The 22651-nt window shown below is 37.5% G+C and carries 23 protein-coding genes; 13 read left to right on the forward strand and 10 right to left on the reverse strand.

Annotated features, from left to right (window positions below; genetic code table 11):
- Positions 1-19: 19 nt before the first annotated feature.
- The 3 genes from ACM46_RS12155 to ACM46_RS12165 all read right to left on the reverse strand — a co-directional run bounded on the left by ACM46_RS12155 (position 20) and on the right by ACM46_RS12165 (position 4152).
- Positions 20-1582, reverse strand: coding sequence for an MFS transporter (locus tag ACM46_RS12155; protein ID WP_048506893.1), 1563 nt, complete (start codon positions 1580-1582; stop codon positions 20-22).
- A 180-nt stretch (positions 1583-1762) separates the two neighbouring features.
- Entirely contained in the window at positions 1763-2809 is a 1047-nt protein-coding gene (locus tag ACM46_RS12160; RefSeq protein WP_048506894.1) for an HlyD family secretion protein, read from the reverse strand.
- 5 nt (positions 2810-2814) lie between these two features.
- Entirely contained in the window at positions 2815-4152 is a 1338-nt protein-coding gene (locus ACM46_RS12165) for a TolC family protein (protein WP_241486006.1), read from the reverse strand.
- Between the two features lie 137 nt (positions 4153-4289).
- Between ACM46_RS12165 and ACM46_RS12170 the strand changes: the two genes are divergently transcribed.
- The gene (locus ACM46_RS12170) at positions 4290-5093 is read left to right on the forward strand and encodes a helix-turn-helix domain-containing protein (protein ID WP_048507164.1); all 804 of its coding nucleotides are present in this window, start codon (positions 4290-4292) and stop codon (positions 5091-5093) included.
- Positions 5094-5599: 506 nt separating this feature from the next.
- Here ACM46_RS12170 and rplI read toward each other — a convergent pair.
- The 4 genes from rplI to ACM46_RS12190 all read right to left on the reverse strand — a co-directional run bounded on the left by rplI (position 5600) and on the right by ACM46_RS12190 (position 8557).
- Positions 5600-6109 (reverse strand): 50S ribosomal protein L9, encoded by a 510-nt coding sequence (rplI, locus tag ACM46_RS12175; RefSeq protein WP_048506896.1) that lies wholly within the window; start codon positions 6107-6109, stop codon positions 5600-5602.
- Between the two features lie 155 nt (positions 6110-6264).
- On the reverse strand, positions 6265-6567 hold the full coding sequence (rpsR, locus tag ACM46_RS12180) for a 30S ribosomal protein S18 (protein WP_034706728.1): 303 nt from the start codon (positions 6565-6567) through the stop codon (positions 6265-6267).
- Between the two features lie 33 nt (positions 6568-6600).
- A complete protein-coding gene (gene rpsF, locus ACM46_RS12185) occupies positions 6601-6942 on the reverse strand; it encodes a 30S ribosomal protein S6 (RefSeq protein ID WP_048506897.1) in 342 nt (113 codons plus the stop codon).
- Positions 6943-7204: 262 nt separating this feature from the next.
- Positions 7205-8557 (reverse strand): chloride channel protein, encoded by a 1353-nt coding sequence (locus ACM46_RS12190; RefSeq protein WP_048506898.1) that lies wholly within the window; start codon positions 8555-8557, stop codon positions 7205-7207.
- A 190-nt stretch (positions 8558-8747) separates the two neighbouring features.
- On the opposite strand from ACM46_RS12190, the gene ACM46_RS12195 reads away from it, so the two are divergent.
- On the forward strand, positions 8748-9578 hold the full coding sequence (locus ACM46_RS12195; protein WP_048506899.1) for an NAD(P)H-binding protein: 831 nt from the start codon (positions 8748-8750) through the stop codon (positions 9576-9578).
- 205 nt (positions 9579-9783) lie between these two features.
- A complete protein-coding gene (locus tag ACM46_RS12200) occupies positions 9784-10152 on the forward strand; it encodes a winged helix-turn-helix transcriptional regulator (RefSeq protein ID WP_048506900.1) in 369 nt (122 codons plus the stop codon).
- Positions 10153-10399: 247 nt separating this feature from the next.
- Here the strand turns inward: ACM46_RS12200 and ACM46_RS12205 are convergent, their stop codons facing one another.
- Both ACM46_RS12205 and ACM46_RS12210 read right to left on the reverse strand, forming a co-directional pair.
- Positions 10400-11713 (reverse strand): dihydrolipoamide acetyltransferase family protein, encoded by a 1314-nt coding sequence (locus ACM46_RS12205; RefSeq protein WP_048506901.1) that lies wholly within the window; start codon positions 11711-11713, stop codon positions 10400-10402.
- Between the two features lie 63 nt (positions 11714-11776).
- Positions 11777-12604 carry an SAM hydrolase/SAM-dependent halogenase family protein gene (locus tag ACM46_RS12210; protein WP_048506902.1) on the reverse strand — a complete coding sequence of 276 codons (828 nt, stop codon included), beginning with the start codon at positions 12602-12604 and terminating at the stop codon, positions 11777-11779.
- 137 nt (positions 12605-12741) lie between these two features.
- Here ACM46_RS12210 and ACM46_RS12215 point away from each other — a divergent pair, with 137 nt between their 5' ends.
- The 4 genes from ACM46_RS12215 to ACM46_RS12230 all read left to right on the forward strand — a co-directional run bounded on the left by ACM46_RS12215 (position 12742) and on the right by ACM46_RS12230 (position 16269).
- Positions 12742-13698 (forward strand): PhoH family protein, encoded by a 957-nt coding sequence (locus tag ACM46_RS12215; protein ID WP_048506903.1) that lies wholly within the window; start codon positions 12742-12744, stop codon positions 13696-13698.
- A 134-nt stretch (positions 13699-13832) separates the two neighbouring features.
- A complete protein-coding gene (locus tag ACM46_RS12220; protein ID WP_048506904.1) occupies positions 13833-14498 on the forward strand; it encodes a porin family protein in 666 nt (221 codons plus the stop codon).
- Positions 14499-14646: 148 nt separating this feature from the next.
- Positions 14647-15144 carry a hypothetical protein gene (locus ACM46_RS12225; protein ID WP_048506905.1) on the forward strand — a complete coding sequence of 166 codons (498 nt, stop codon included), beginning with the start codon at positions 14647-14649 and terminating at the stop codon, positions 15142-15144.
- Between the two features lie 462 nt (positions 15145-15606).
- A complete protein-coding gene (locus ACM46_RS12230) occupies positions 15607-16269 on the forward strand; it encodes an outer membrane beta-barrel protein (RefSeq protein ID WP_048506906.1) in 663 nt (220 codons plus the stop codon).
- Positions 16270-16572: 303 nt separating this feature from the next.
- Here ACM46_RS12230 and ffh read toward each other — a convergent pair whose 3' ends face one another.
- A complete protein-coding gene (gene ffh, locus ACM46_RS12235; protein ID WP_048506907.1) occupies positions 16573-17934 on the reverse strand; it encodes a signal recognition particle protein in 1362 nt (453 codons plus the stop codon).
- 190 nt (positions 17935-18124) lie between these two features.
- Here ffh and ACM46_RS12240 point away from each other — a divergent pair, with 190 nt between their 5' ends.
- The 6 genes from ACM46_RS12240 to atpA all read left to right on the forward strand — a co-directional run bounded on the left by ACM46_RS12240 (position 18125) and on the right by atpA (position 22617).
- Positions 18125-18496, forward strand: a complete 372-nt coding sequence (locus ACM46_RS12240; RefSeq protein ID WP_034725372.1) for a hypothetical protein — start codon at positions 18125-18127, stop codon at positions 18494-18496.
- A gap of 59 nt (positions 18497-18555) precedes the next feature.
- A complete protein-coding gene (atpB, locus tag ACM46_RS12245) occupies positions 18556-19656 on the forward strand; it encodes a F0F1 ATP synthase subunit A (RefSeq protein WP_048506908.1) in 1101 nt (366 codons plus the stop codon).
- 46 nt (positions 19657-19702) lie between these two features.
- Positions 19703-19897, forward strand: a complete 195-nt coding sequence (gene atpE / locus ACM46_RS12250) for an ATP synthase F0 subunit C (RefSeq protein ID WP_002979108.1) — start codon at positions 19703-19705, stop codon at positions 19895-19897.
- 86 nt (positions 19898-19983) lie between these two features.
- Positions 19984-20481 carry a F0F1 ATP synthase subunit B gene (locus tag ACM46_RS12255; RefSeq protein ID WP_048506909.1) on the forward strand — a complete coding sequence of 166 codons (498 nt, stop codon included), beginning with the start codon at positions 19984-19986 and terminating at the stop codon, positions 20479-20481.
- A 2-nt stretch (positions 20482-20483) separates the two neighbouring features.
- Complete coding sequence (gene atpH, locus ACM46_RS12260) at positions 20484-21023, forward strand: ATP synthase F1 subunit delta (protein ID WP_048506910.1); 540 nt, start codon at positions 20484-20486, stop codon at positions 21021-21023.
- 16 nt (positions 21024-21039) lie between these two features.
- Positions 21040-22617, forward strand: coding sequence for a F0F1 ATP synthase subunit alpha (gene atpA, locus ACM46_RS12265; RefSeq protein ID WP_048506911.1), 1578 nt, complete (start codon positions 21040-21042; stop codon positions 22615-22617).
- The last annotated feature ends 34 nt before the right edge of the window (positions 22618-22651 follow it).

The following is a 22651-nucleotide window of genomic DNA, read 5'->3' on the forward strand; positions in this document are numbered from 1 at the left end:
GCAAATTTCCGGCCTAAAATTACATAATATTCCTCACCGCAATTTTTACCGGATGATAGAGGAGTAAAGCAAAAGCCGTGATAAGAGCCAGCCAGAAAAGTCCCGTAAAAATCTCCATATTCGAAAGAAGAATAGATTGGGCCGTTATTTTGGCTTTAAACGCTCCGGCAGTCATAGATAAGGAATCATTGACAGGCAGTTTAGACAGATTGCTTCCGAAAACCTGGCTCCACTGGCTGTAAAAAACAGGATTGGTGTCTGTCATATTGAAACTGAGAGTATCAGAGTGTTTTAAAGTTAAAAACAGCATTAAATTCTGCATCAAAGCATAGCCTATGGCGGTGGTCCAGAAACGGGTAGTAGTTCCTAAAGCGGTAGCATTGGCCACATATCCTTCCGGCATGCCGGAAATTAAAAAGAAAACGAGCGGCGTAAAAAGAAGTCCCTGAGCAATTCCCTGCAGGAATAATGGCGGACAAATGGTTGATAGCGTAGTATCGGGATAAAAAGTATAGGTAAACCATGCACAATCTACAGCCAGAAGCAAAAATGCAGTAAAGAAAACAATTCTTGAAGAAACGCCCCGCATCAGACAGATTCCGGATAAAACTACCCCTAATAAAGTTCCTGCCACATTCCAGTACTGGATATTCACAATATAATCCCAGGGCCATTTCCAGACTGTGGCCATTATGCTGTATACATTATTCAACCCCGACCGGATCAGATAAAAAATGAAGAAGAGAATCATTCCGGCAATTACATTTTTTGAACTGAAAACTTCAAAATGAAAAATGGGTCTTTTGGAATTTCGCTGTTTAAGCATAAACAATCCTCCGGACAATAAAAACAGGAAGACACAGATGATAATGGTATCGGACTCCAGCCACATCAGCCTTTTACCGTAGATAATGGCATAACCTCCCGACTGCAGGCACGCCCAAAGCAGAAACCAACTCGTAATGTCAAGCTGATACAAAGGCATTTTAGGAAAAAACCGGTTGGTATTAAAAAGAGTGATTCCGATGATCAGAACAAAAATATGAAAATAGGCCATCATTAAAATCATGTGCTGAAAATCATAATTTTCTATGCTGGATTTCAGCAAAGAAGTGGTTATGGTTCCACCGGTCAGCATAATGGTATACATAAAAAGATAGGCAATTACCTTAGCATGTCTGGTTTTTAGCTCGGCAATGATCAGAGGCAGGAAAATGGCCCCTTCAAACAATCCAAAGATGCCTTCCAGAAACCGGATGACGAGAATGACCTGATAATTGCTGGTGACCGACAAAACATAAAGTATAATCACAGAAACGGAGGACATCAGCAGAATGTAATATTTCACACTGAAATACGCCATAAACCGCTGTAATACCAGAAGAGTGACTACAAATGTCCCGTACATCAGGATCATTAGATACTGAATGTCATCAGAATCTACATCCATAAAAGAAGAAGTGAAGGCACTGTTGGAATGAAGGAGCGACAACAGCATCAGGTGAGGAAACAGGGCAAGTACCAATAACGGAAGTTTAAGCCATTGGGGAACCCATTTGTGATATACGGTATTGTGCTGCATGAGAAGGAGAGTTTTTTAGGGCTAAAATGTAAAAGGACAAAAGGGTATAATAGAGGAAAAGCAGAAAAGCGCAAAAAAATGTAAGTTTTTGGCAGGCAAATCAGCAAATTAGCATTTTTGCCTTTTAACTATTTCTCCATTTCGCCTTTCTGCTTATTCCAACATTCACACACTAACAATTTATATTTTCTTCGCACTCACCAGGACATTCATCCCGGAAAGTAGTTTTTTGTTGTTTTGATTATTATTCAGGATAATTTTTATCGGGAATCTCTGTTCGATTTTAACAAAATTTCCTGTGGCATTATCGGGTTTTACCAATGAAAACTGGGACCCTGATGCAGGCGATACGGAAACTACTTTTCCTTTGAATTCAATATCTGGATAAGCGTCTGCAGTAATTGTTACTTCCTGCTTGGGATCTATTTGTCCGAGCTGGGTTTCTTTATAATTGGCGATAATCCACTTTTCTTTACTGACAATCTGTACAAGAGCCTGACCTTCTTTAATCAGCTGCCCTTCCTGGATGGTTTTCTTGCCTACCCAGCCATCGTATGGAGCTGTGATCAAGGTATAGGAAAGAAAAAGTCTGGCATTATTAAGGTTGGCTGAACTCTGCTGAATCTGGCTTTTTACAGGAGCAACTTTAGTCTGTTGTTCACTGGCGCCTGCTCTTACAGCATTTTTCTGTTCTTCAAGGGCTAAAAGGTTCGCTTTGGCCTGATCATAAGAGGCTTTTACGTTTTCAAACTGCTGCTCTGTTGCGGCATCTTCTGAAACTAAATTTTTATACCTCTTAAAATCCTGTTCGGTTCTCCATATATCAATTTTTGCCGAAGCTATTTTGGCATCAATGATTTTGGAATCGCTTTCTTTGGTATTCACACCGCTTTCGATGGTCGTAATATTTTCAGCATTGGCATGAAGACCTGCTTCGGCCATTTTAACCTGATTAATGAACTCCCTGTTGTCTATGACGATTAAAGTATCTCCTTTGTGAACGAATTGATTTTCTTCAAACTGTATGGTCTTAATGAATCCGGAAACTTTACTGGAAACCGGAGTGATATACTGTTCAATCTGAGCATCATTGGTCGTGACATTTTTTCTTGTGAAAAGGTAGAAGCTTACCATTCCTGTAATTCCGCTGATAATGAGAATCCAGGCCAGAAGTGTAATGGTTTTGTTGATTCTTTTCTCCTTTTGTGTCAGTTGTTTCTTTGCCATAGTTTTTATAGGTTTCCAATCGTATACTGGAGTTGGTAATATTTGAGTTGTCGGTTGATTTTTACAGAAATAAGATTGGATTCAGCTTCCAGATAAGCATTGTCAGCGTCAATCAATTCGGTGATCAGGCTGAGCTTATTGGCATATTTTGTCTTTACAATTCTATAGTTTTCTTTTGCCTGCCCAATGGCTTCTTCTGCAATTTTAACTTTCTGATCTGTTTCTTCGAACTTTTTATAGGCTTCATACACGAGATGTCTCACTGTTTCATCATTTTCTTCGATCTGAAGCTTGGCCAGATCAATATTCTCTCTGGCTTCCTGCATTTTATATTTATTTTTATACAGGTTTTCAATAGGGTACGTAAGGTTGACTCCAAGCATTCCTAAGCGGTATGCGTAAGGTTCAGGAGGAAAGAACATCATATTGGGATACTTGATAAAATATTCTCCGCCTGCCGTGATTTTGGGTAAATAGTTGGATTTTGTAATTTTTTTATCCAATTCTTTAAGCGAAAGGTTTTTCCGTGCCATTTGTACGGATTCATTCCTGCTTAATGCAGTTTCCGTCAGTTCTTCAATATAAGGAATGGTGGCTCCTTCAGAGAGAAGATCTTGGGTGTCTGCATGCATTTCCTGTGTTTCCGGTAGTGAGAGGATTGTTTTAAGCTTATGTTCCGCGATTTGAATGTCGTTGTTCAGTTCCGTCCAGCTCATGGTATGGTTGGAGAGCTGCAAAGAGGTACGGAGCACTTCATTGACGGTAACCACTCCATTGGCTTTTAAAGCTTTTACCTGTTTGATATTGACGGAATCTTCTTTGATTTTATCGTTGATAAGATGCTGCTGCTCCTTTAAATGATGAATCTGAAGAAAAGCGGTAATGATTTCCATTTTCAGCAGCCTTTCATCCTGATGGGTTTTTAAAGCTGAGATTTCAGTGTCTATAGATGTTTTTTTCTCGGTATTTTTTATTTTTCCACCCATATAAACCGGAATAGAAGCAGACAACGTAAAATCATACATTCCGTTGATGATATCATACTTCGTGGCGGTATTGAAAAAGCCATTTTGATGCTGAAAAAGATTGGTCACCTGATTGTAACTGGTATGAAACTCAATATCCGGAAGTTTTTCCATCGCAAGGTCTTTTTCCCTGGTGACAGACATTTCATTCTTCAAATGACTTATCCGGATGTTTTTGTTGTTTTTTAAACCGGTCTCAATGGCCTGCTGAAGGCTGAGATTCCGGTAATCAATCATCTGTGAGTGTAAAAGACTGCCTGTCAGCAGTAAGTACAACGCTACGCCCTGATATCGGCATGCGTTAAATATCATATTCATAATTTAAGTAAAGGATTTTTGCTGAAATGATTTTGATGCTGCAAAGTTACGGTAGAGATTATCGGACCTGATTTGTGAAAACAGAAAAAGATTTGCTCATTTACGCCAATGTGGAATTTTCTTTTTACCTTTATTCAATGAATGACAGTCATTTTGAAGCAGTAGAGGAAGAAGATGCAGAATTTTATGTCTACAATGTACTTACCGGGAATGTAACCACGGATGTCCATCATCATAGTTCTGCCCAATTAGTTTATGCTGAAGGCGGAATAGTTCATGTTTTTACAGATCAGAAACATTGGTATCTGCCTGCAAGATGTTTTATGTGGATTCCCGCTGGAACTCCCCATTATATTTTTTCTACCAGTCCGCAGGTAGATCTTTATAATTTCTATTTCAAGAAAGAAGAAAATGAAAGTGGCTTTTTTGATGAAATTAATATCTATTCGGTAAGTCATCTCCTGAGAGAAATGATTTTATATGCAAAAGACTGGGATGGGAAAATCACAAAAAATGATGGAGCTAAATATTATTTCCTCAAAGCCTTAAAAGGAATACTTCCTGAAAAGAGAGATAAGAAACTCGCTTTTCCTGTTCAGCATCCGTTTCCCAAAGATGAAACCCTGCTGAAGATTGCAAAATACATTCATGCCAACCTGGAAAAGCCTCTTACCATTGAATCTACGGCAAAAGAATTTGGAATGAGTACCAGAACCCTGTCCAGAAAGTTTAAAGAGATTTTAGGGATGAATTATGTCCGTTTTTTAAGGGCTTTGAGAATTACCCGCTCTCTGGAGTTAATGTTGGAAGGAAAGTACAATATGTATGAAATAGCCATGATGGTAGGCTACAACAGCCTGTCTTCCTTCAGTAATATCTTTAAAAAAGTAATCGGAATACCGCCTACGGAGTATCAACAGAAACTGAAAGGCGGGAATTGATTTATTGGTGGCTTCGAGAGCCTCAGCCACCAATAGTGAGGTTTTCATTATTAATGAAAAAAGTATGCTAAAAACAGGTGGCTCCGGGAATCTCAGCTACCGATTGTGAATTTCACTTAATATTGTTGTAAAAAGTCCTTCGACATTGGTGGCTTCGAGTGCCTCAGCCACCAATAGTGAGGTTTTCATTAATAATGAAAAAAAGTCTTTAAAAAACACAGGTGGCTCCGGGAATCTCAGCTACCGATTGTGAATTTCACTTAATATTGTTGTAAAAAGTCCTTCGACATTGGTGGCTTCGAGTACCTCAGCCACCAATAGTGAGGTTTTCATTAATAATGAAAAAAGTACGTTAAAAACAGGTGGCTGAGGCTCTCGAAGCCACCTGTATCCCATAGAAGTATAGTAGGCTGTACAAAAAGCCCTATGAAATGATCAACAATAAACAAAAAAACCACCTCAATAAATTGAAGTGGTTTTGTATGGTGAGAAAATTCTCAGCTTAATTAAGCTTCCTCAGATTCAGATTTTACTTCCTCTTTTTTAGCAGCTGGAGCAGCTACTACCGGAGCGTCAGATACAATATCGAATTCGAAGTTGTATTCAACGTTTCTGTGAAGTCTGATAAGAGCTGTGAATTTACCAGTTCTCTTGATCGTGTTACCAGGAATTTTGATGTATTTTTTCTCTACAGAAACACCAGCTTTTCCTAAAGCTTCAGCTAAATCAGCATTGTTGATAGATCCGAATAATTTATCACCAGAACCTACTTTTGCAGGAATAGTGATAGAAGTTTTCTTCAATTGCTCAACTACCGCGTTAGCAGCAGCGATTAATTTAGCTTCTTCTTCTTTTCTAGCTTCTAGAGTAGCTTCTAAAGCAGCTTTGTTTTTAGGGGTAGCTAAAAGTGCAAATCCTTGAGGGATTAAGAAGTTTCTAGCATAACCAGGCTTTACGCTTACTGTATCAAACTCAAGTCCTAAGTTTTCTACGTCTTTTTTTAGGATGATATCCATTGTTGTTGTCCTTTTTTTAGAATTTAGATGTTAGAAATTAGAAGTTAGACAATGTCTGTTATCTTAAATCATGTACCTAAAATCAAGTTAGAATTAATTATTTATTCAGCAACAAAAGAAGAGGTTGCCCTCTTCCTTTATTTATTTTTTTTGTCTTATTTCAATAAGTCAGCTACGTAAGGTAGTAAAGAAAGGTGTCTTGCTCTTTTGATAGCAGCAGAAACTTTTCTTTGGTATTTTAAAGAAGTTCCAGTGTATCTTCTTGGTAAGATTTTACCTTGCTCGTTTACGAATTGTAATAAGAAATCAGCATCTTTGTAATCAACGTGCTTAATTCCGTATTTTTTGAATCTACAATATTTCTTTTCAGATTTTGTATTGATATCAAGTGGAGTTAAGAATTTTACTTCTGATTCTCCTCCAGCTGAGGCTTGTTTAGCCATTTCATCTATTGCCATGTCTTGTCTTTTTTAAAAAATAGGGTTAATTAATTAAGCTTTAGCTGATTTTACTTTAGCTCTTCTAGTTACAGCGTACTCAACAGCGTGCTTGTCAAGTTTTGTAGTCAGGTAACGGATTACTCTTTCGTCACGTTTGAATGCTAATTCTAAATCAGCAACTACAGTACCTTCGCCTTTAAATTCGATTAAAGTATAGAACCCATTCTTTTTCAATTGGATTGGGTAAGCTAATTTTTTTAATCCCCAGTTTTCTTTGGCAACGATTTCGCAGTTCTTTTCTTTGATAAGATCTACATACTTGTTCACTGCTTCCTCTACCTGTGACTCAGATAGAACGGGAGTTAAAATGAAAACAGTTTCGTAATTGTTCATAATGTTAAATGAATTTGTTAATTATTTCGAGGTGCAAAATTAGAGAATATATTTGAAATATGCAATATCTGTATGAATATTTGTGAGTGGGGATTAATGATTGGGACAAGTGGGAGACAATGAGGGCAAAGATTCTAGATACAAGACATAGATATTAGAGATGAGACTTTTTACAGCAACGGGTAACCAAACTCCATATTCTCAACTTCAAAATTTCATCATAATAACTCGCGCCCCGAACCTCGTAACCCGAACCTCGCAACTAGTCCTTCCCCCTGATTTCCGCCAGAAAATTGACTTTAATCACATCATATAAAGAATGTCTGCTGACGAGAATAGAGGCTATGGAAGAGACCATTCCTGCGAGCATCAGATGAAAAATCAAGGAGTGTCTGTCCGTCATTTCCAGAACAATAATGGCTGAAGTAAAAGGTGCTCTGGTGATTCCGGTAAGAAAAGCAACCATACCAGCAAGTATAACCACATTGGTTTCGTTGGATGTTAAATGAATAGCCCCAGAAATCACGGAACCTATACTGGCACCCGCTGTAAGAGCAGGAGCGAAAATTCCGCCCGCACCGCCTGAAGTAAAGGAAAGGGCAGGCCCCAGCATTCTTAAAATAGGGACATACCAGTCTTCATGCTTGTCTTTGGTAAAAAGTACGCGCTCCATAATTTCTTTTCCGGAACCGAGAATTTCTCTGTTGATAAAGTAAGCTATAGAAGCGATGAAGAGGGCACAGATCACTAAAAAGGCAATATTGGCTTTGTCTGTTTTAAGGTTTTTCTTTTTCCATTCGTTCATTTTCAGCATGGTTACTGAAAGCTGGCTGGCCATAATTCCGGCTGTACCTGCTACCAGAATGATGGGGAACATCACCATCAGAGATACATCATTGGTTTTAGGGTACCCTAAATACAGATAAGATCCTGCTAAGGTCTGAGCCGTTAATCCGGCAATAATTACCGCTGTAAACAAAGCGGTTTTGAAATAGTTGATATGTGTTTTGGAAAGTTCCTCCACAGCAAACACAATTCCTCCCAAAGGCGTATTGAAAGCCGCTGCAAGCCCTGCCGCCGCACCGGTCATAATCATGTTTTTCTTTGAAATCTTGGGCCACCATTGCGGAAGATATTCATTCACCTTTCTGAATACTGAACCGGCAATTTGTATGGTAGGTCCTTCACGGCCTACGGCGCCACCGCCAATAACAAGGACTACGGAGGAAATAATTTTGAAAACAATAATTTTAAGGCTTAAAAGGCTTCTGATCTTGGTATGTTCTTTTGGATTGGCCAGTTCTACGGCGGCCATTACCTGTGGGATACCGCTGCCTTTGGCATTGGGGGCAAACTCCTTCACCAGCCACCAGGAAAGTACAAATCCGATGGGTGCAATAATGAAGATCATCCAGTCATGCCAGTTCATGATCAGATTAAGAAGGTTTTCTCCCCAGGCAAATATTTTAGCGTACATCACTGCAAAAAATCCTGTGATTACAGAACCAATCCAGAAAGGAATGGCCTGAAGAAGATTGTTCTTCAGCTGTTCATTCCGGATGTTGTCAAAAGACTTTTTGAGGCCTTTTCGAAGGAGGGAGAGAAATTTCAGCATTGGTGTAGTAAGACATTTTATCAAATCGAAAAATAGTAAAATTAGATGGTAATTAAAAATATCTGCTTTAAAAAAACAGTCTGTTCGTGAAAACAGATTAAAGAAAGGAAAAGAAAATAGCTATACTCCATGATAGTTAAACATTAATCCATTACAGCCATTCATAGATTTGTATGATAAATTTAAAAACATGAAAAAAGATAACGTAAATATCCTGGTAATTGGCGGTGGTGGTAAAAACGGACGACGAGTTGTTCAGAAATTAAAAGCGCTTGGGTATAAAGTATTTTCTACAACCCGTGTTCAGGAAGAAGCCGGTGAGGATGCCCGTTTTTTCGACTGGAATGATGCTGAAACCTATGATGAGGCTTTACAGGATATTCAGAAAGTATACATTGTACATCCTGATACTTCTACACCGGGAGCTGATGAGCAGATTCGTGAACTGGTCAACAGTCTGGTAAAGAATTCTGTTTCAAAAGCAGTTTTGCTTTCCGGAAGAGGGCAGGAATCGGTGAGGAAATGTGAAGATATTTTGATCGGTTCGCCATTGAAATGGGCTATTGTGCGTTCTGCATGGTTTAACCAGAATTTCAGTGAAGGACATTTTCTTCACGGGATACAGTCCGGAGAGGTTGTTTTTATGGCCGGGTCTGTAAAAGAGCCGTTTGTGGATCTGGATGATCTTTCGGATGTTGTTGTGGAATGCCTGATTCATGAAAAGCACAATGGGGGTATTTATGAAATAACAGGAAGTGAATTATTCACTTTTGAAGAAGCTGTCAGGATGATAGGTCATAAGCTTAACCGAAATATTCAATATCGTTATCTTGGTAAAAATGACTATCAGAATTTATTGAAAAAAGTAGGCTTACCTGCATTTGTGGCAGATCATATGGCAGTGGCATTTGATGAAATTCTGGATGGAAGAAACGAGAATACAGGAGACGGTATTCAAAAAGTGCTTGGAAGAAACCCAAAGAAATTCAATGAATTTGTTCATTCAAACCAATTTAACTAGGAAGATGGGAGAGGGAGGATGGAAGTTACTATTGATTTTTTAATTCGAAGTAGTCTAATAGAATAAAAAGGATTTCATTTGTTTCTTTCGCATAGTTAGCTTTCTCTTTCCAGCTCCGGTCTTCTTTACTCATTAACTTTTCCCAGTCGATTAAGTTTCTTATTTTTACTGTACATTTCAATTGCGAAACTTAAAAGATAGGTTTATGAAAGAAAAAGAACCAGGAAATACTGAATGTCCGCTGCATTCTTCGAAAGTATTATTGTCCATTGGGGATGCTTTGGAAGCGGTGAACGGAAAATGGAGGATGAAGATTATTGCTGTTCTGCTGGATGAGCCTAAAAGATTCAGGGAAATCTCCGTATTGATCGGTCAGATCACGGACAGAATGCTTTCTATTGAACTTAAAAAATTAGAAACCAATTTGTTGGTCAGGAGAACGTCAAAATATTCAGCTCAGGCTGAGTATGAACTTACAGATCATGGAAAATCGTTAAAGCCTCTGATTACGGAGCTGATCAATTGGGGTGAAATACATAGAGAAAAGGTGATTGGCAGTCTGAAAGGAGAGTAAAGGCTTTTATTGTATTCATTCGCTTCATCGAATTAATCAACGATTGATTCTCCTCTTTGCATCCCTAAACTATCAAGTAACAATATTCAAGCTTTGCGATAAAAAACAAATTATTTAATATTTTACAGAAAGCTCTATTCTGATGTCACATATCAAGGAATATGAAGAAGAGAGATTATCAATTATATTAAGAAAGACCACAAACATGATCATAAAAAAAGCTTCCCGGAGGAAGCTTTTTCATTTTTTATATTTCTGTATTCAGATCCCAGTTCTGAAGATAGTCATGAACATGTTTCAGCATCATTCCACCTAAAGATCCGTCTACTACTCTGTGGTCGTAAGAGTGAGACATAAACATCAGCTGACGGATAGCAATCACATCGCCGTCTTTGGTCTCAAGAACTGCCGGTTTTTTAACGATAGCTCCAATTGCAAGAATAGCTACCTGAGGCTGAGGAATAATAGGAGTACCCATCAGGTTACCGAAACTTCCTACATTAGAAATAGTATACGTTGCTCCCTGAGTATCTTCAGGTCTCAGTTTCTTATTTCTTGCTCTGTATGCCAGATCATTAATCGCTTTTGCAAGACCTGAAAGGGATAGCTGGTCAGCATTTTTAATAACAGGCACGATAAGGTTTCCGTCCGGTAGAGCAGTGGCCATACCGATATTGATGTTTTTCTTTTTAATGATGTTTTCACCATTAATAGATACATTGATCATTGGGAAATCCTGAATAGCTTTCACTACAGCTTTTACGAAAATAGGCATGAAAGTCAGTTTTTCACCTTCACGTTTTTCGAAAATATCTTTATGCTTGTTTCTCCATTTTACAACGTTGGTCACATCTGTTTCGATGAAAGAAGTCACGTGTGGGGCAATCTGCTTGGCTTTTACCATGTTTTCAGCGATGATCTTTCTCATTCTGTCCATTGGAATGATTTCGTCACCTACTGCTACAGGAACCGTAGAAACCGGAGCGGATGCCGGAGCTTTTGGCGCAGCAGCAACCTCCTGTTGTACCGGAGCAGTTTGCTGAACAGGCTGATTTCCTCTGTTGGAAACGTAAGCTAATATGTCTTCTTTTGTAATTCTTCCTTCTAAACCACTTCCTTTAATAGATTTAAGCTCAGATTCAGAAATGTTTTCCTGCTGTGCAATAGATTTTACCAGTGGTGAAAGATAAAGGTCTCCCGAAAACTCTACATTGGAAGCAGAATTCTGTAAAGGCCCTTCAATTGTTTTTAAAGTCTCTGTATCCGGAGCAGCAGGAGTTTCTGTCTGTAATTCTTCTGAAGCTGTATTTCCGCCTTCTCCTTCAATTTCTAAAATAGCAATGGCTTCACCCACTTTTGCAACCTCGTCCTTCTGTTTTAAAATTTTAACAATTTTCCCCGAAACTGGTGTCGGAACGTCTGAATCTACCTTATCTGTTGCAATTTCAACTACGGAATCATCCTCTTTTACATTATCGCCTTCGTTGAATAACCAAGTGATAACCGTCGCTTCCATAACACCTTCTCCCATGGAAGGAAGCAATAATTTGTATTCTGCCATTTTTAATTTTTAGATTTTGACAAATATATAAAAAAAATCGGTTTTTTTATGAAATATATAATCTTAGACAAATTCAACATAAATATTTTCGCCTACATTGAGTCCAAACAGGCTTTTAGCTCCGTTTTTTTTGCTTCCTTTATAGATGGTAAGCTCCAAAAGCTGACTGTCATTGAAAATGGCAGCCGACTGCCCGTGGAATTCTGTTTCCCGTTCCCAGTCAGAAACTACTTCTGTATGGCTGGAATACACCCGGGAAAGTGTTAAATTTCTGAATTTTATAATAAAACCTTCACTTCCTTTGCCATTGCTTTCAAAAAAGTCTCTGCTGATATTTGAGATTATATTTCCGAAATTATCAATATAGGTAACCTCCCCAATAATCATTTTTTCAGATTCATTGAAGACAGGTTTTGGGAAGAAAAGTTCTTTGGCCGAATCTATTTTTCGCCCGATCACTTCAGGTAGCCCGCCATTAGCTAAATGAACGGCTGCGGGAACAAAAACATCCGTGGAAGTGAAATTCACAACATCATCAAAACGGCTGTTTAATGTGATTTCGTAGATGGCTTCCGGTTTAATGTCGAAAAAGATGAGACTTAAAAGCCCGTTATCTGCCGCTAGAAAATAAGAACCGTCTGCTTTATACAGTATATTTTTCCTTGATTTGTTGTAAAAACTGTCTACAGAAAGTATATGAATGGTGCCTTTAGGAAAATATTTATAGGCATTTCGTACAATATACGACGTTTGTATAAGGTTGAATGCCTGGATATCGTGGGTTATATCAATAATATTAACCTTGGAGTTTAGAGACAGAATTTTGCCTTTCACAGCGGCAACTCTGTAATCTAAATTTCCGAAATCCGAAGTAAGGGTAATAATTGACATGGATTGTTCGTAGAATAAATAGTGTTTACTGCAAAGTTATTTAAAATAAAAAGAAAGCCCGAAAGATTGTAGGAAAGAATTGATATAAATTTGAAAAAAAGCTTTAATTTTAAAATCTAATAAAAATAAAATACTGCATGTTCGAATTAACATATGATTTGGAAGATATCGATGTAAAGACCTTCTATGGCGTTAATAACCAATATTTCAATTTGTTAAAATCAAGCTTTCCCACTTTGAAAATTACCGGAAGAGATCATTTTATCTTCGCAATGGGTAATCAGGAAGCTTTAGATATACTTAAACTAAAACTGGATGATATTGTAAAATTCATCTCTGAAAATAATTCTATCGCTCTGAAAGACGTTGAAAATGTTCTGAATATCAAGGATGAGAACGAAAAACAATTGATTTTTGATCAGGATATTATTGTAAAAGGGGTCAATGGTAAGATTATCAAAGCGAAAACAACCAACCTTAAAAAACTGGTAAAAGAAACCGAGAAAAAAGACATGGTTTTTGCTATTGGTCCGGCAGGAACGGGGAAAACATATACCAGTGTGGCTTTGGCAGCAAGAGCTCTGAGAGATAAGGAAGTGAAGCGAATTGTTCTTACAAGACCTGCGGTGGAAGCGGGAGAGAGTCTCGGATTTCTTCCGGGAGATCTTAAAGAAAAGCTGGATCCTTATTTACAGCCCCTTTATGATGCATTGAGGGATATGATTCCTCATGAAAAGCTGGAAGGTTTTATGGAGAAAAAAGTAATTGAAGTAGCTCCATTGGCTTTTATGAGAGGACGTACACTGGATGATGCTTTTGTGATTCTTGATGAAGCTCAGAATACAACACATGCCCAGATGAAAATGTTCCTTACCAGGATGGGAATGAATGCAAAGTTCATTATTACCGGGGATCCAACCCAGATTGACTTGCCTCCGAAACAACAGTCGGGGCTGAAAGAAGCGATGAGAATTTTGAAAGATGTTAAAGAAATCGGCTTTGTACACCTTACTGAAGAGGATGTGGTAAGACATCCGGTCGTTAAAAAGATTATTTTGGCTTATAACGAAGAAGATAAAAGGCTGAAAGACTAATTGTGTATTTTCATATTAAAATAAATTTTTCATGATTTTATATTCTTAGTAGCTGTATTGAATTAATATTTTCACCATTATTTGGTGTTTTGGAAAAAATAATTAGTTTTGCAGCCGAATACTAATATAAAATCATGAAAAAACTTTTACTGATTGCAGCAGTGGCTGTAGTTAGCGCCAATCTGAGCGCGCAGGAATTGAGATTCGGGCCTAAAGCAGGTTATTCTTTATCTACTCTAAAATTTAAGGATAATGGAGGATCAGAAAGTACGGATCCATCACATACTTTTTACGCAGGAGGTATGGTTGAATATAAGATCAGTGATAAATTCGGTTTGCAGGGAGAAGTCTTATATTCTCAATTGGGAGGTAAAATATCAGAAGGTGTTGAAGATGAGGATGATAATTATTTCAAAATTCAAAATAAAATGACTTTTGGAACCATACTGGTCCCTGTTTCTGCTAAATATTTTATTACTGAAGGTTTATCGGTTTCTGCAGGTGCCAGTTTCGGGTATATTCTTACGGCAAAATCTAAAACGGTAACCGATTTGGGCTTAGGAGGAATTATCCCAGGATTAGAACTTAGCGGTAATGACGAAACAGATATTAAAGATCAGACGAATACCTTTAATATTGCTCCTTTCTTGGGCGCGGAATATGCTTTGGAAAACGGATTGTTCTTTGATGCCAGATATAATATGGGAATATCCAATTTAGCTAAAGATCCTATGAATGGAGAGAAAACAACCAACAGTTTTCTTCAGGTTGGGGTAGGTTTCAAATTCGGAGGGAACTAATTTTCAAAACCTTATTAAAAAAATATCATTAAGCGGAACAGAATTTTGTTCCGCTTTTTTATTGTTCCTATTTATAGTAGTTGTTAATTTTATGTTAATGATGAAAATTATTAGTAATTTTGTGGTATCAATCAAAACTATTTAAAAAATGAAAAAACTATTTTTATTAGGTGCTTTTGCGCTTTTAGGAGGTGCAGCACAGGCGCAGGAAGGTTTTAAGCTGGGAGGACATATCGGTATTCCGGTGGGTGATGCAAGCGATGCTTCTTCATTTACATTAGGAGTAGACGCAGCTTATATGTGGAATATTACAAAAGGACTTGACCTTGGGGTTACAACCGGATATTCTCATTTCTTCGGAAAAGATAATTTTGATGATTTCGGATTTATTCCTGTAGCGGTTTCCGGAAAATATAAATTCTCCGGTGCGCCTATCTTTGTAGGTTTGGATCTTGGATACGGAATTTCTGTAAAAGATGGTGTAGACGGAGGTTTCTACGCGCAGCCTAAATTCGGATATCAGATGAAATCAGGGGAGTTGTATTTAGGGTATCAGACGATCAGCAACAGACGTGATTACGGATGGTATACCGCTAGCTGGAACGTGGGAGCAATCAATATCGGGTATAATTTCTTCCTGAAATAAGAAGATTCCTTAACCATAAGAACGAAAAACTCCGGCCGAAGGCCGGAGTTTTTTTATACAATACCAATGAATATGTTAAAAAACTGATGATTTCATCAGTGATTAAGAGAATTGCAGCAGTTCCCTGACAGAATTTATTTTAATTTATAAGCAAATGTTTAATTTTTAAGATATAATACCTTAAACATGAGTGTTTTATGAGGAAAAAGCTTCTCGTAATTGTAAAAATAAGCTGATTTAAACAAAATGTATAAATCAAAAAAAATAAACATATGGAGTTCTTATTGTAAAATTGTGATTTTTTTATTCATAATATTGTGAAAAAAACAAAGTCTTATTATGAATACGTTTTATTCCTGGAAAAAGCCAATATTCATCAATGATATTAATCACATTAACAAATTTTAATATTCGCGGGGGTCACTGTAAATTTGCCCTCAGAAAGTATTAAAATTTTTTAAAATGAAAAAATTATTATTAGCGGGTGCTGTTGCACTTTTCGGTTTATCTAATGCTCAGATTGCAAAAGGAACTGCATATATTTCAGGACAGGTAGGTTATTCTCAGGAAGAGAACAACAATACTGACAAGAAAGTAGAAAGCTTCAAAGTAATCCCTACTGCAGGTTACTTCGTAGGTACAAACTTAGCTGTTGGTTTAGGTGTTGGTTACAAGAATGACAAAACTACTGAAACTGGAACTACACTTGTTCCTGGTGGAAGAATTGTTGCTGAATCTAAAGATACTGAATCTGCATTCGTTGTAGCTCCTTTCGTAAGAAAATACTGGACTATTGCTGAGAAATTGTATATCTTCGGTCAGTTAGAAGTTCCTATGGAATTTGGTAACGTTAAGAATGAAGATGTTTCTACTACTACTTTAGGAAGTACTACATCAACTTCTTCTACATCTACTAAATCTAACTACACTTCAATTGGTGTAAACATCAAGCCAGGTTTAGATTATTTCTTAAACAAAAACTGGAGCATTGAAGCTACTATCGGTGAATTCGGATACAACACTTCTAAATTTGATGTTGATGGTGCTAAAAGCGTAAACAACTACAAGTTCGGATTGAATTTATCTTCTGTAACTTTCGGAGTTAAGTATGTTTTTGCTAAGTAATTAACAAAGCATTTATAAAATAGAAGCCCTAAGATTTATTTTAGGGCTTTTTTTGGCACTATATGATAAAGATAGGAGTATGGAATTGAGCGTATAGAAGGGAGATTAAATCCAAAATCCTGATTGAAACCGAGCTCAATAATTTATAGAGAGTTGAATAGGAAAGGCAAAAATATTGCTTTCAGGTAGCTGAAAAATGAATTTATTCCGGGTAGAACTGAATGCAAATTCAGATTCTAATACAAACAAAAAAACTCTCAGAATCCCTGAGAGTTTTTTTATATTTTGTTGCTGTAAACAGGATTATTTCCCCATCATTCCGCCCATTCCAGGCATGTTTGGCATTTTGCTCATCATCTGCATCATCTGTTTTCCCTGAGGCCCCTGCATCATCTTCATCATTTTACCCATCTGCTCGAACTGCTTCATCAGTTGGTTTACATCTTCAATTTTTCTTCCGGCTCCTTTTGCAATTCTCTGTTTTCTCTGAGTATTGATAATAGAAGGTCTTCTTCTTTCATCCGGTGTCATAGAGTAGATAATCGCTTCGATATGTTTGAAAGCATCATCGCTGATTTCAACGTCTTTGATGGCTTTTCCAACCCCTGGAATCATTCCCATAAGGTCTTTCATATTACCCATCTTCTTGATCTGGTTAATCTGCTTTAAGAAATCATCAAAACCAAATTCGTTTTTAGCGATTTTTTTGTGAAGTTTTTTAGCTTCTTCTTCATCAAACTGCTCCTGAGCTCTTTCTACTAAGGAAACAACGTCTCCCATTCCTAAGATTCTGTCTGCCATTCTTTCCGGGTAGAAAAGATCTAAAGCTTCCATTTTCTCTCCTGTAGAAATGAATTTAATCGGTTTTTCTACTACGGAACGAATCGTTAATGCAGCACCCCCTCTGGTATCTCCATCCAATTTGGTAAGAACAACACCGTCAAAGTTCAAAGCATCGTTGAATGCTTTTGCCGTATTTACAGCATCCTGACCCGTCATGGAATCTACTACGAATAAAGTTTCCTGAGGCTTGATGAAATAATGTACGGATTTGATCTCGTTCATCATCTGCTCATCAATAGCCAGACGTCCTGCGGTATCCACAATCACTACATCATGACCGTTAGCTTTGGCAAAATTGATGGCGTTTTCAGCAATGGTAGAAGGATTGGTAGAACCTTCCTCTGTAAATACCGGAACCCCGATCTGACCGCCTAATACTTTAAGCTGGTCAATAGCAGCCGGACGGTAAACATCACACGCAACTAATAAAGGCTTCTTGGTTCTTTTTGTTTTTAAGTAGTTGGCCAGTTTTCCGGAGAAAGTAGTCTTACCGGAACCCTGAAGACCTGCAATAAGAATTACAGAAGGCTTCCCTGAAAGATTGATTCCCTCCTGAGAACCTCCCATCAGATCCACTAATTCGTCATGAACAATTTTCGTCATCAGCTGTCCCGGTGTAAGGGAAGTAAGAACGTTTTGTCCTAAAGCTTTATCCTGAACTCTTTTGGTAAGATCTTTTGCAACTTTATAGTTAACATCGGCATCTACCAACGCTCTACGGATTTCCTTTACGGTTTCCGCAACGTTGATCTCTGTGATTTTTCCGCGTCCGGAAATATTATGTAGAGCCTTGTCTAATTTATCCTGTAAACTATTAAACATATTTATTGTAAATTATAGGTTTGCAAAAATAAGGAATTTTTGGCATATCTAAAGTGTTCGGACACGTAATATTATATATAGAGAAAAAATGATAAAAATCAAATCGTACTAAAATACGATAGAAAAAGTCTATTTTTGCGATCAGTTAAAATAAACCCTGTTATGTACAGCGGTTGAAAACAAGTTTATAATGAAATTAAATCCTAATATCCTGGTTACGGTATTATTCTTTTTAACATTTCTGATTCATTTTTCTCTTTGGAAATTTGTTTTTCACCTGGATGAGATTATTATTGTTAAATTCTATCTTTTTTTAAGTGTAATGTTCATGTTGATGATCACCATGATTGTTTTAATTAATAGAGTAGTGCCCGAATTTTTGGGGTTGTCTGTCATTGGTTTAATCCTTTTAAAATTCGGTTTAATGTACTTAATCAGGAAGAAATTGAACTTTGAAGTGATTCCAGGCTATAAATTTCATTTTATTATCCCGTATTTTGTCCTGACCACGCTACTTACGTACTATGCGATCAAGCTGATCAATCATGACAAAAAACAGTAAAATTATTTATTGAAACTAGAAAAAATATTATATTTTTGCACAACGAAAAAAACCTATCAATGTTTAAGAAATTCGCAGTTTTATTCTACAGTATTTTTGTATTAAACGTAGTGTCTGCACAGCACGGAGAGGCTGCTGCCGGAACAGCTCCTACACAAGAGCTTTCAGAAAAAGACAAAACAAGTAAAGAAAACAAAGAGTTCATCGATCATCACTTGTTGGATGCACACGACTTTACATTGATGGTGGATAAAGATGGTCACCACATAGGTTTTCCTCTTCCGATTATTTTTTACGACAACGGAATCCACGCTTTTATGAGCAACAGTAAAGAAGGTTTCATGCACGGTGAGCCTACTGAAGTAGACGGTTCTTTTTACGTATTGCACCACGAGAAAATCTATAAAACTGATGCAGCAGGAACTTTAACACTTGGAGAAGACGGTCATCCTTTGAATGAGAAGCCTTTGGATCTTTCTATTACAAAGAGTGTTCTTATCTTATTGTTAGTATCTGTCTTTATGTTGGTGCTGTTTGGAGGAATGGCTAAATCTTATAAGAAGTCTGTTGTTCCTACAGGAGCTGCAAGATTCTTAGAGCCATTAATCATTTTCGTAAGAGACGAAGTGGCTATTCCAAACATCGGACATAAGTACAAAAGATTTATGGGGTATTTATTAACCGTATTCTTCTTTATCTTATTCCTTAACGTATTAGGTTTAATGCCTTTCGGAATTAATGTTACAGGTAATATTACCATGACATTCTTCCTTGCAATCCTTACTTATTTAATCACGACTTTCTCTGCTAATAAAGATTACTGGAAACACATCTTCTGGATGCCGGGAGTACCTGTTCCAATGAAACTAATCATGTTGCCAATCGAATTGTTAGGAACTATCACTAAGCCTTTCGCCTTGATGATCCGTCTTTTTGCAAACATGACTGCAGGACACATCGTAGTAATGAGTTTGATCGGATTGATCTATGTGTTCAAGAACTTCGCAGCTGGTGTTGCATTCCCGTTCTTAACATTAGTAATCTACTTATTGGAAGTATTGGTTGCATTCCTACAGGCTTATATCTTTACCATGTTATCAGCTTTGTTCATCGGAATGGCAGTACAGGAGCACGAGCATGAACATCATGCAGCTCACTAATTGGATTATAAATTAAAGTAAAACAAATTTTTTAAAATTATATATTATGGAAATCCCTAAAATTGTAGGTGCTGGTATCGTAGTACTAGGTGTAGGTATCGGTCTTGGTAAAATCGGAGCTGCTGCTCTTGAAGCTATCGCTAGACAACCTGAGCAATCTGGAAAAATCCAAACAGCTATGCTTATCGCTGCTGCACTTGTTGAAGGTGTTGCGTTTGCTGCTCTATTCGCAGTAAACTAATTAAAATCAAACCATTACCCGTAACGGTTGGTTACAGGTAATGGTTATTTAAGAAAAAAAGTAATAATTATTTATACATTTATATAATGGAATTAATTCACCAGTTTTCATCAGGATTATTTATTATCCAGTCTGTTATTTTTCTAGCATTGTTATTTTTGTTAGGTAAATTTGCTTGGAAACCTATTTTAAAATCGATCAACGACAGAGAAACTTCTATTGTTGATGCTCTTAATCAAGCTAAATTAGCAAGAAAAGAGATGGAGACTTTAAAAGAGGACAACGAAAGAATTATTCGTGAAGCTAAGATCGAAAGAGATGCTATCCTTAAAGAAGCCAGAGAAATTAAAGATAGAATCGTAGGTGAGGCTAAAGATGCTGCTAAAAATGAAGGAGACAAAATTATTGAAGCGGCTAAGCAAACTATCCAAACTGAGAAAAATGCTGCTATGGCAGACATCAAAACTCAAATCGGTGCTTTATCTGTAAACATCGCTGAATCTATCCTAAAGCAAAAGTTGGATAACAACGAAGCTCAAAACGAATTAGTTCAAAATTATTTAAACAAATCTAACCTTAACTAAGAATGCTTACATCTAAAGTAGCTAAAAGATACGCACAGGGACTGATTGATTTCACCAATGAATCCGGTCAGACAGCTGCTGTATTTTCTGAAATGAAAGATGTAGTGAAGATCATGTCTCAATCTGCGGATTTGAACAAGTTCTTTCTTACACCTTATATTGATGCAAAAAAGAAAATAGAGGTAGCAGACCAGATCTTCAAAAATTTCTCAGTTTCTTCACAGAACTTGATCAGATTAGTGATCAAGCACGGACGTGAAAACCAGTTGAAGAATATCGCTCAGGAATTCATCAATAAAGTAGAGGATATCAACGGAGTACAGAGAATTACTCTTACTACGGCAACTCAGCTTTCTAAAGAAAACCTTGATCAGATTTTAAGATCTACCAATCTGGTGAATGCAGATTCAAATTTTGATCTGAATGTGCAGGTAAAACCTGAAATCTTAGGAGGTTATATTCTAAGAGTAGGAGATCAGCAGGTAGACGCATCTGTAAAGACCAAGCTTAATCAAGTTAAAAAAGATTTTCAGTTAAATTAAGAAAAACAACCATACAATGGCAGAAATAAATCCGGCAGAAGTATCTGCGATCTTAAAACAACAATTGGCCAACTTCGACACTCAATCCAACGTTGAGGAAGTAGGTACAGTTTTAACCATCGGTGATGGTATTGCTCGTGTATACGGGTTAGAAAACGTACAATACGGAGAGTTGGTGAAATTTTCTAGTGATGTAGAAGGTATTGTACTTAACCTTGAAGAAGACAACGTAGGTGTTGCTCTACTTGGGGAAAGTAAATTAGTAAAAGAAGGAGATACAGTAAGAAGAACAAACAGAATCTCTTCTATTAAAGTAGGAGAAGGTATGTTAGGAAGAGTTGTAGATACTCTTGGTAACCCTATCGATGGTAAAGGTCCTATTACTGGGGATTTATACGAAATGCCATTGGAAAGAAAGGCTCCTGGAGTTATCTTCAGACAGCCGGTAACTGAACCTTTACAGACAGGTATCGTTGCCATCGACTCTATGATCCCTGTAGGAAGAGGACAGAGAGAGCTTATCATTGGTGACAGACAGACAGGTAAAACTACTGTTGCTATTGATACCATCATCAACCAAAAAGAATTCTTTGATGCAGGTAAGCCTGTATATTGTATATATGTTGCTATCGGTCAGAAAGCTTCTACTGTAGCACAAATCGTTAAAACTCTTTCTGATAAAGGAGCTTTGGCATATACTGTAATTGTTGCTGCTAACGCATCAGACCCGGTTCCAATGCAGGTATATTCTGCAATGGCTGGAGCATCTATCGGAGAGTTCTTCAGAGACACTGGTAGACCTGCTTTGATCGTTTATGATGATTTATCTAAACAAGCGGTAGCTTACCGTGAGCTTTCTCTACTATTGAGAAGACCACCGGGCCGTGAAGCTTATCCTGGAGATGTTTTCTATCTTCACTCAAGACTATTGGAAAGAGCTGCAAAAGTAATCGCTGATGACCAAATTGCTAGCCAGATGAACGACTTACCTGAGTCTCTAAAACCAATCGTAAAAGGGGGTGGATCATTAACTGCACTTCCAATTATCGAAACTCAGGCTGGTGACGTTTCTGCGTATATTCCAACCAACGTAATCTCTATTACAGACGGACAGATCTTCCTGGAGTCTGATCTCTTCAACTCAGGGGTTCGTCCTGCGATCAACGTAGGTATCTCTGTATCCAGAGTAGGAGGTAACGCTCAGATCAAATCAATGAAAAAAGTGTCTGGTACTCTTAAATTAGACCAGGCTCAGTATAAAGAACTTGAAGCGTTCGCTAAATTCGGTTCTGACCTTGATGCTTCTACTTTAGCAGTAATCTCTAAAGGGGAAAGAAACGTAGAGATCCTTAAGCAGCCGGTAAACTCTCCGCTTCCAGTGGACAGCCAGGTAGCTATGATCTATGCGGGAACTGAAAACCTTCTAAGAAACGTACCTATCAGAAAAGTAAAAGAATTCCAGATTGAATATATCGAGTTCTTGAGATCTAAGCATCCTGATACTATGGCGGCTATTAAAGCTGGTAAAATCGACAACGATATTACAAACGTTCTTAAGCAGGCAGCTAACGATCTAGCTTCTAAATATAACTAAAATCTTCAATGTTTAAGGTTTGAAACCAACTGTT

It is taken from the genome of Chryseobacterium angstadtii, assembly GCF_001045465.1.
Lineage (GTDB): Bacteria > Bacteroidota > Bacteroidia > Flavobacteriales > Weeksellaceae > Chryseobacterium > Chryseobacterium angstadtii.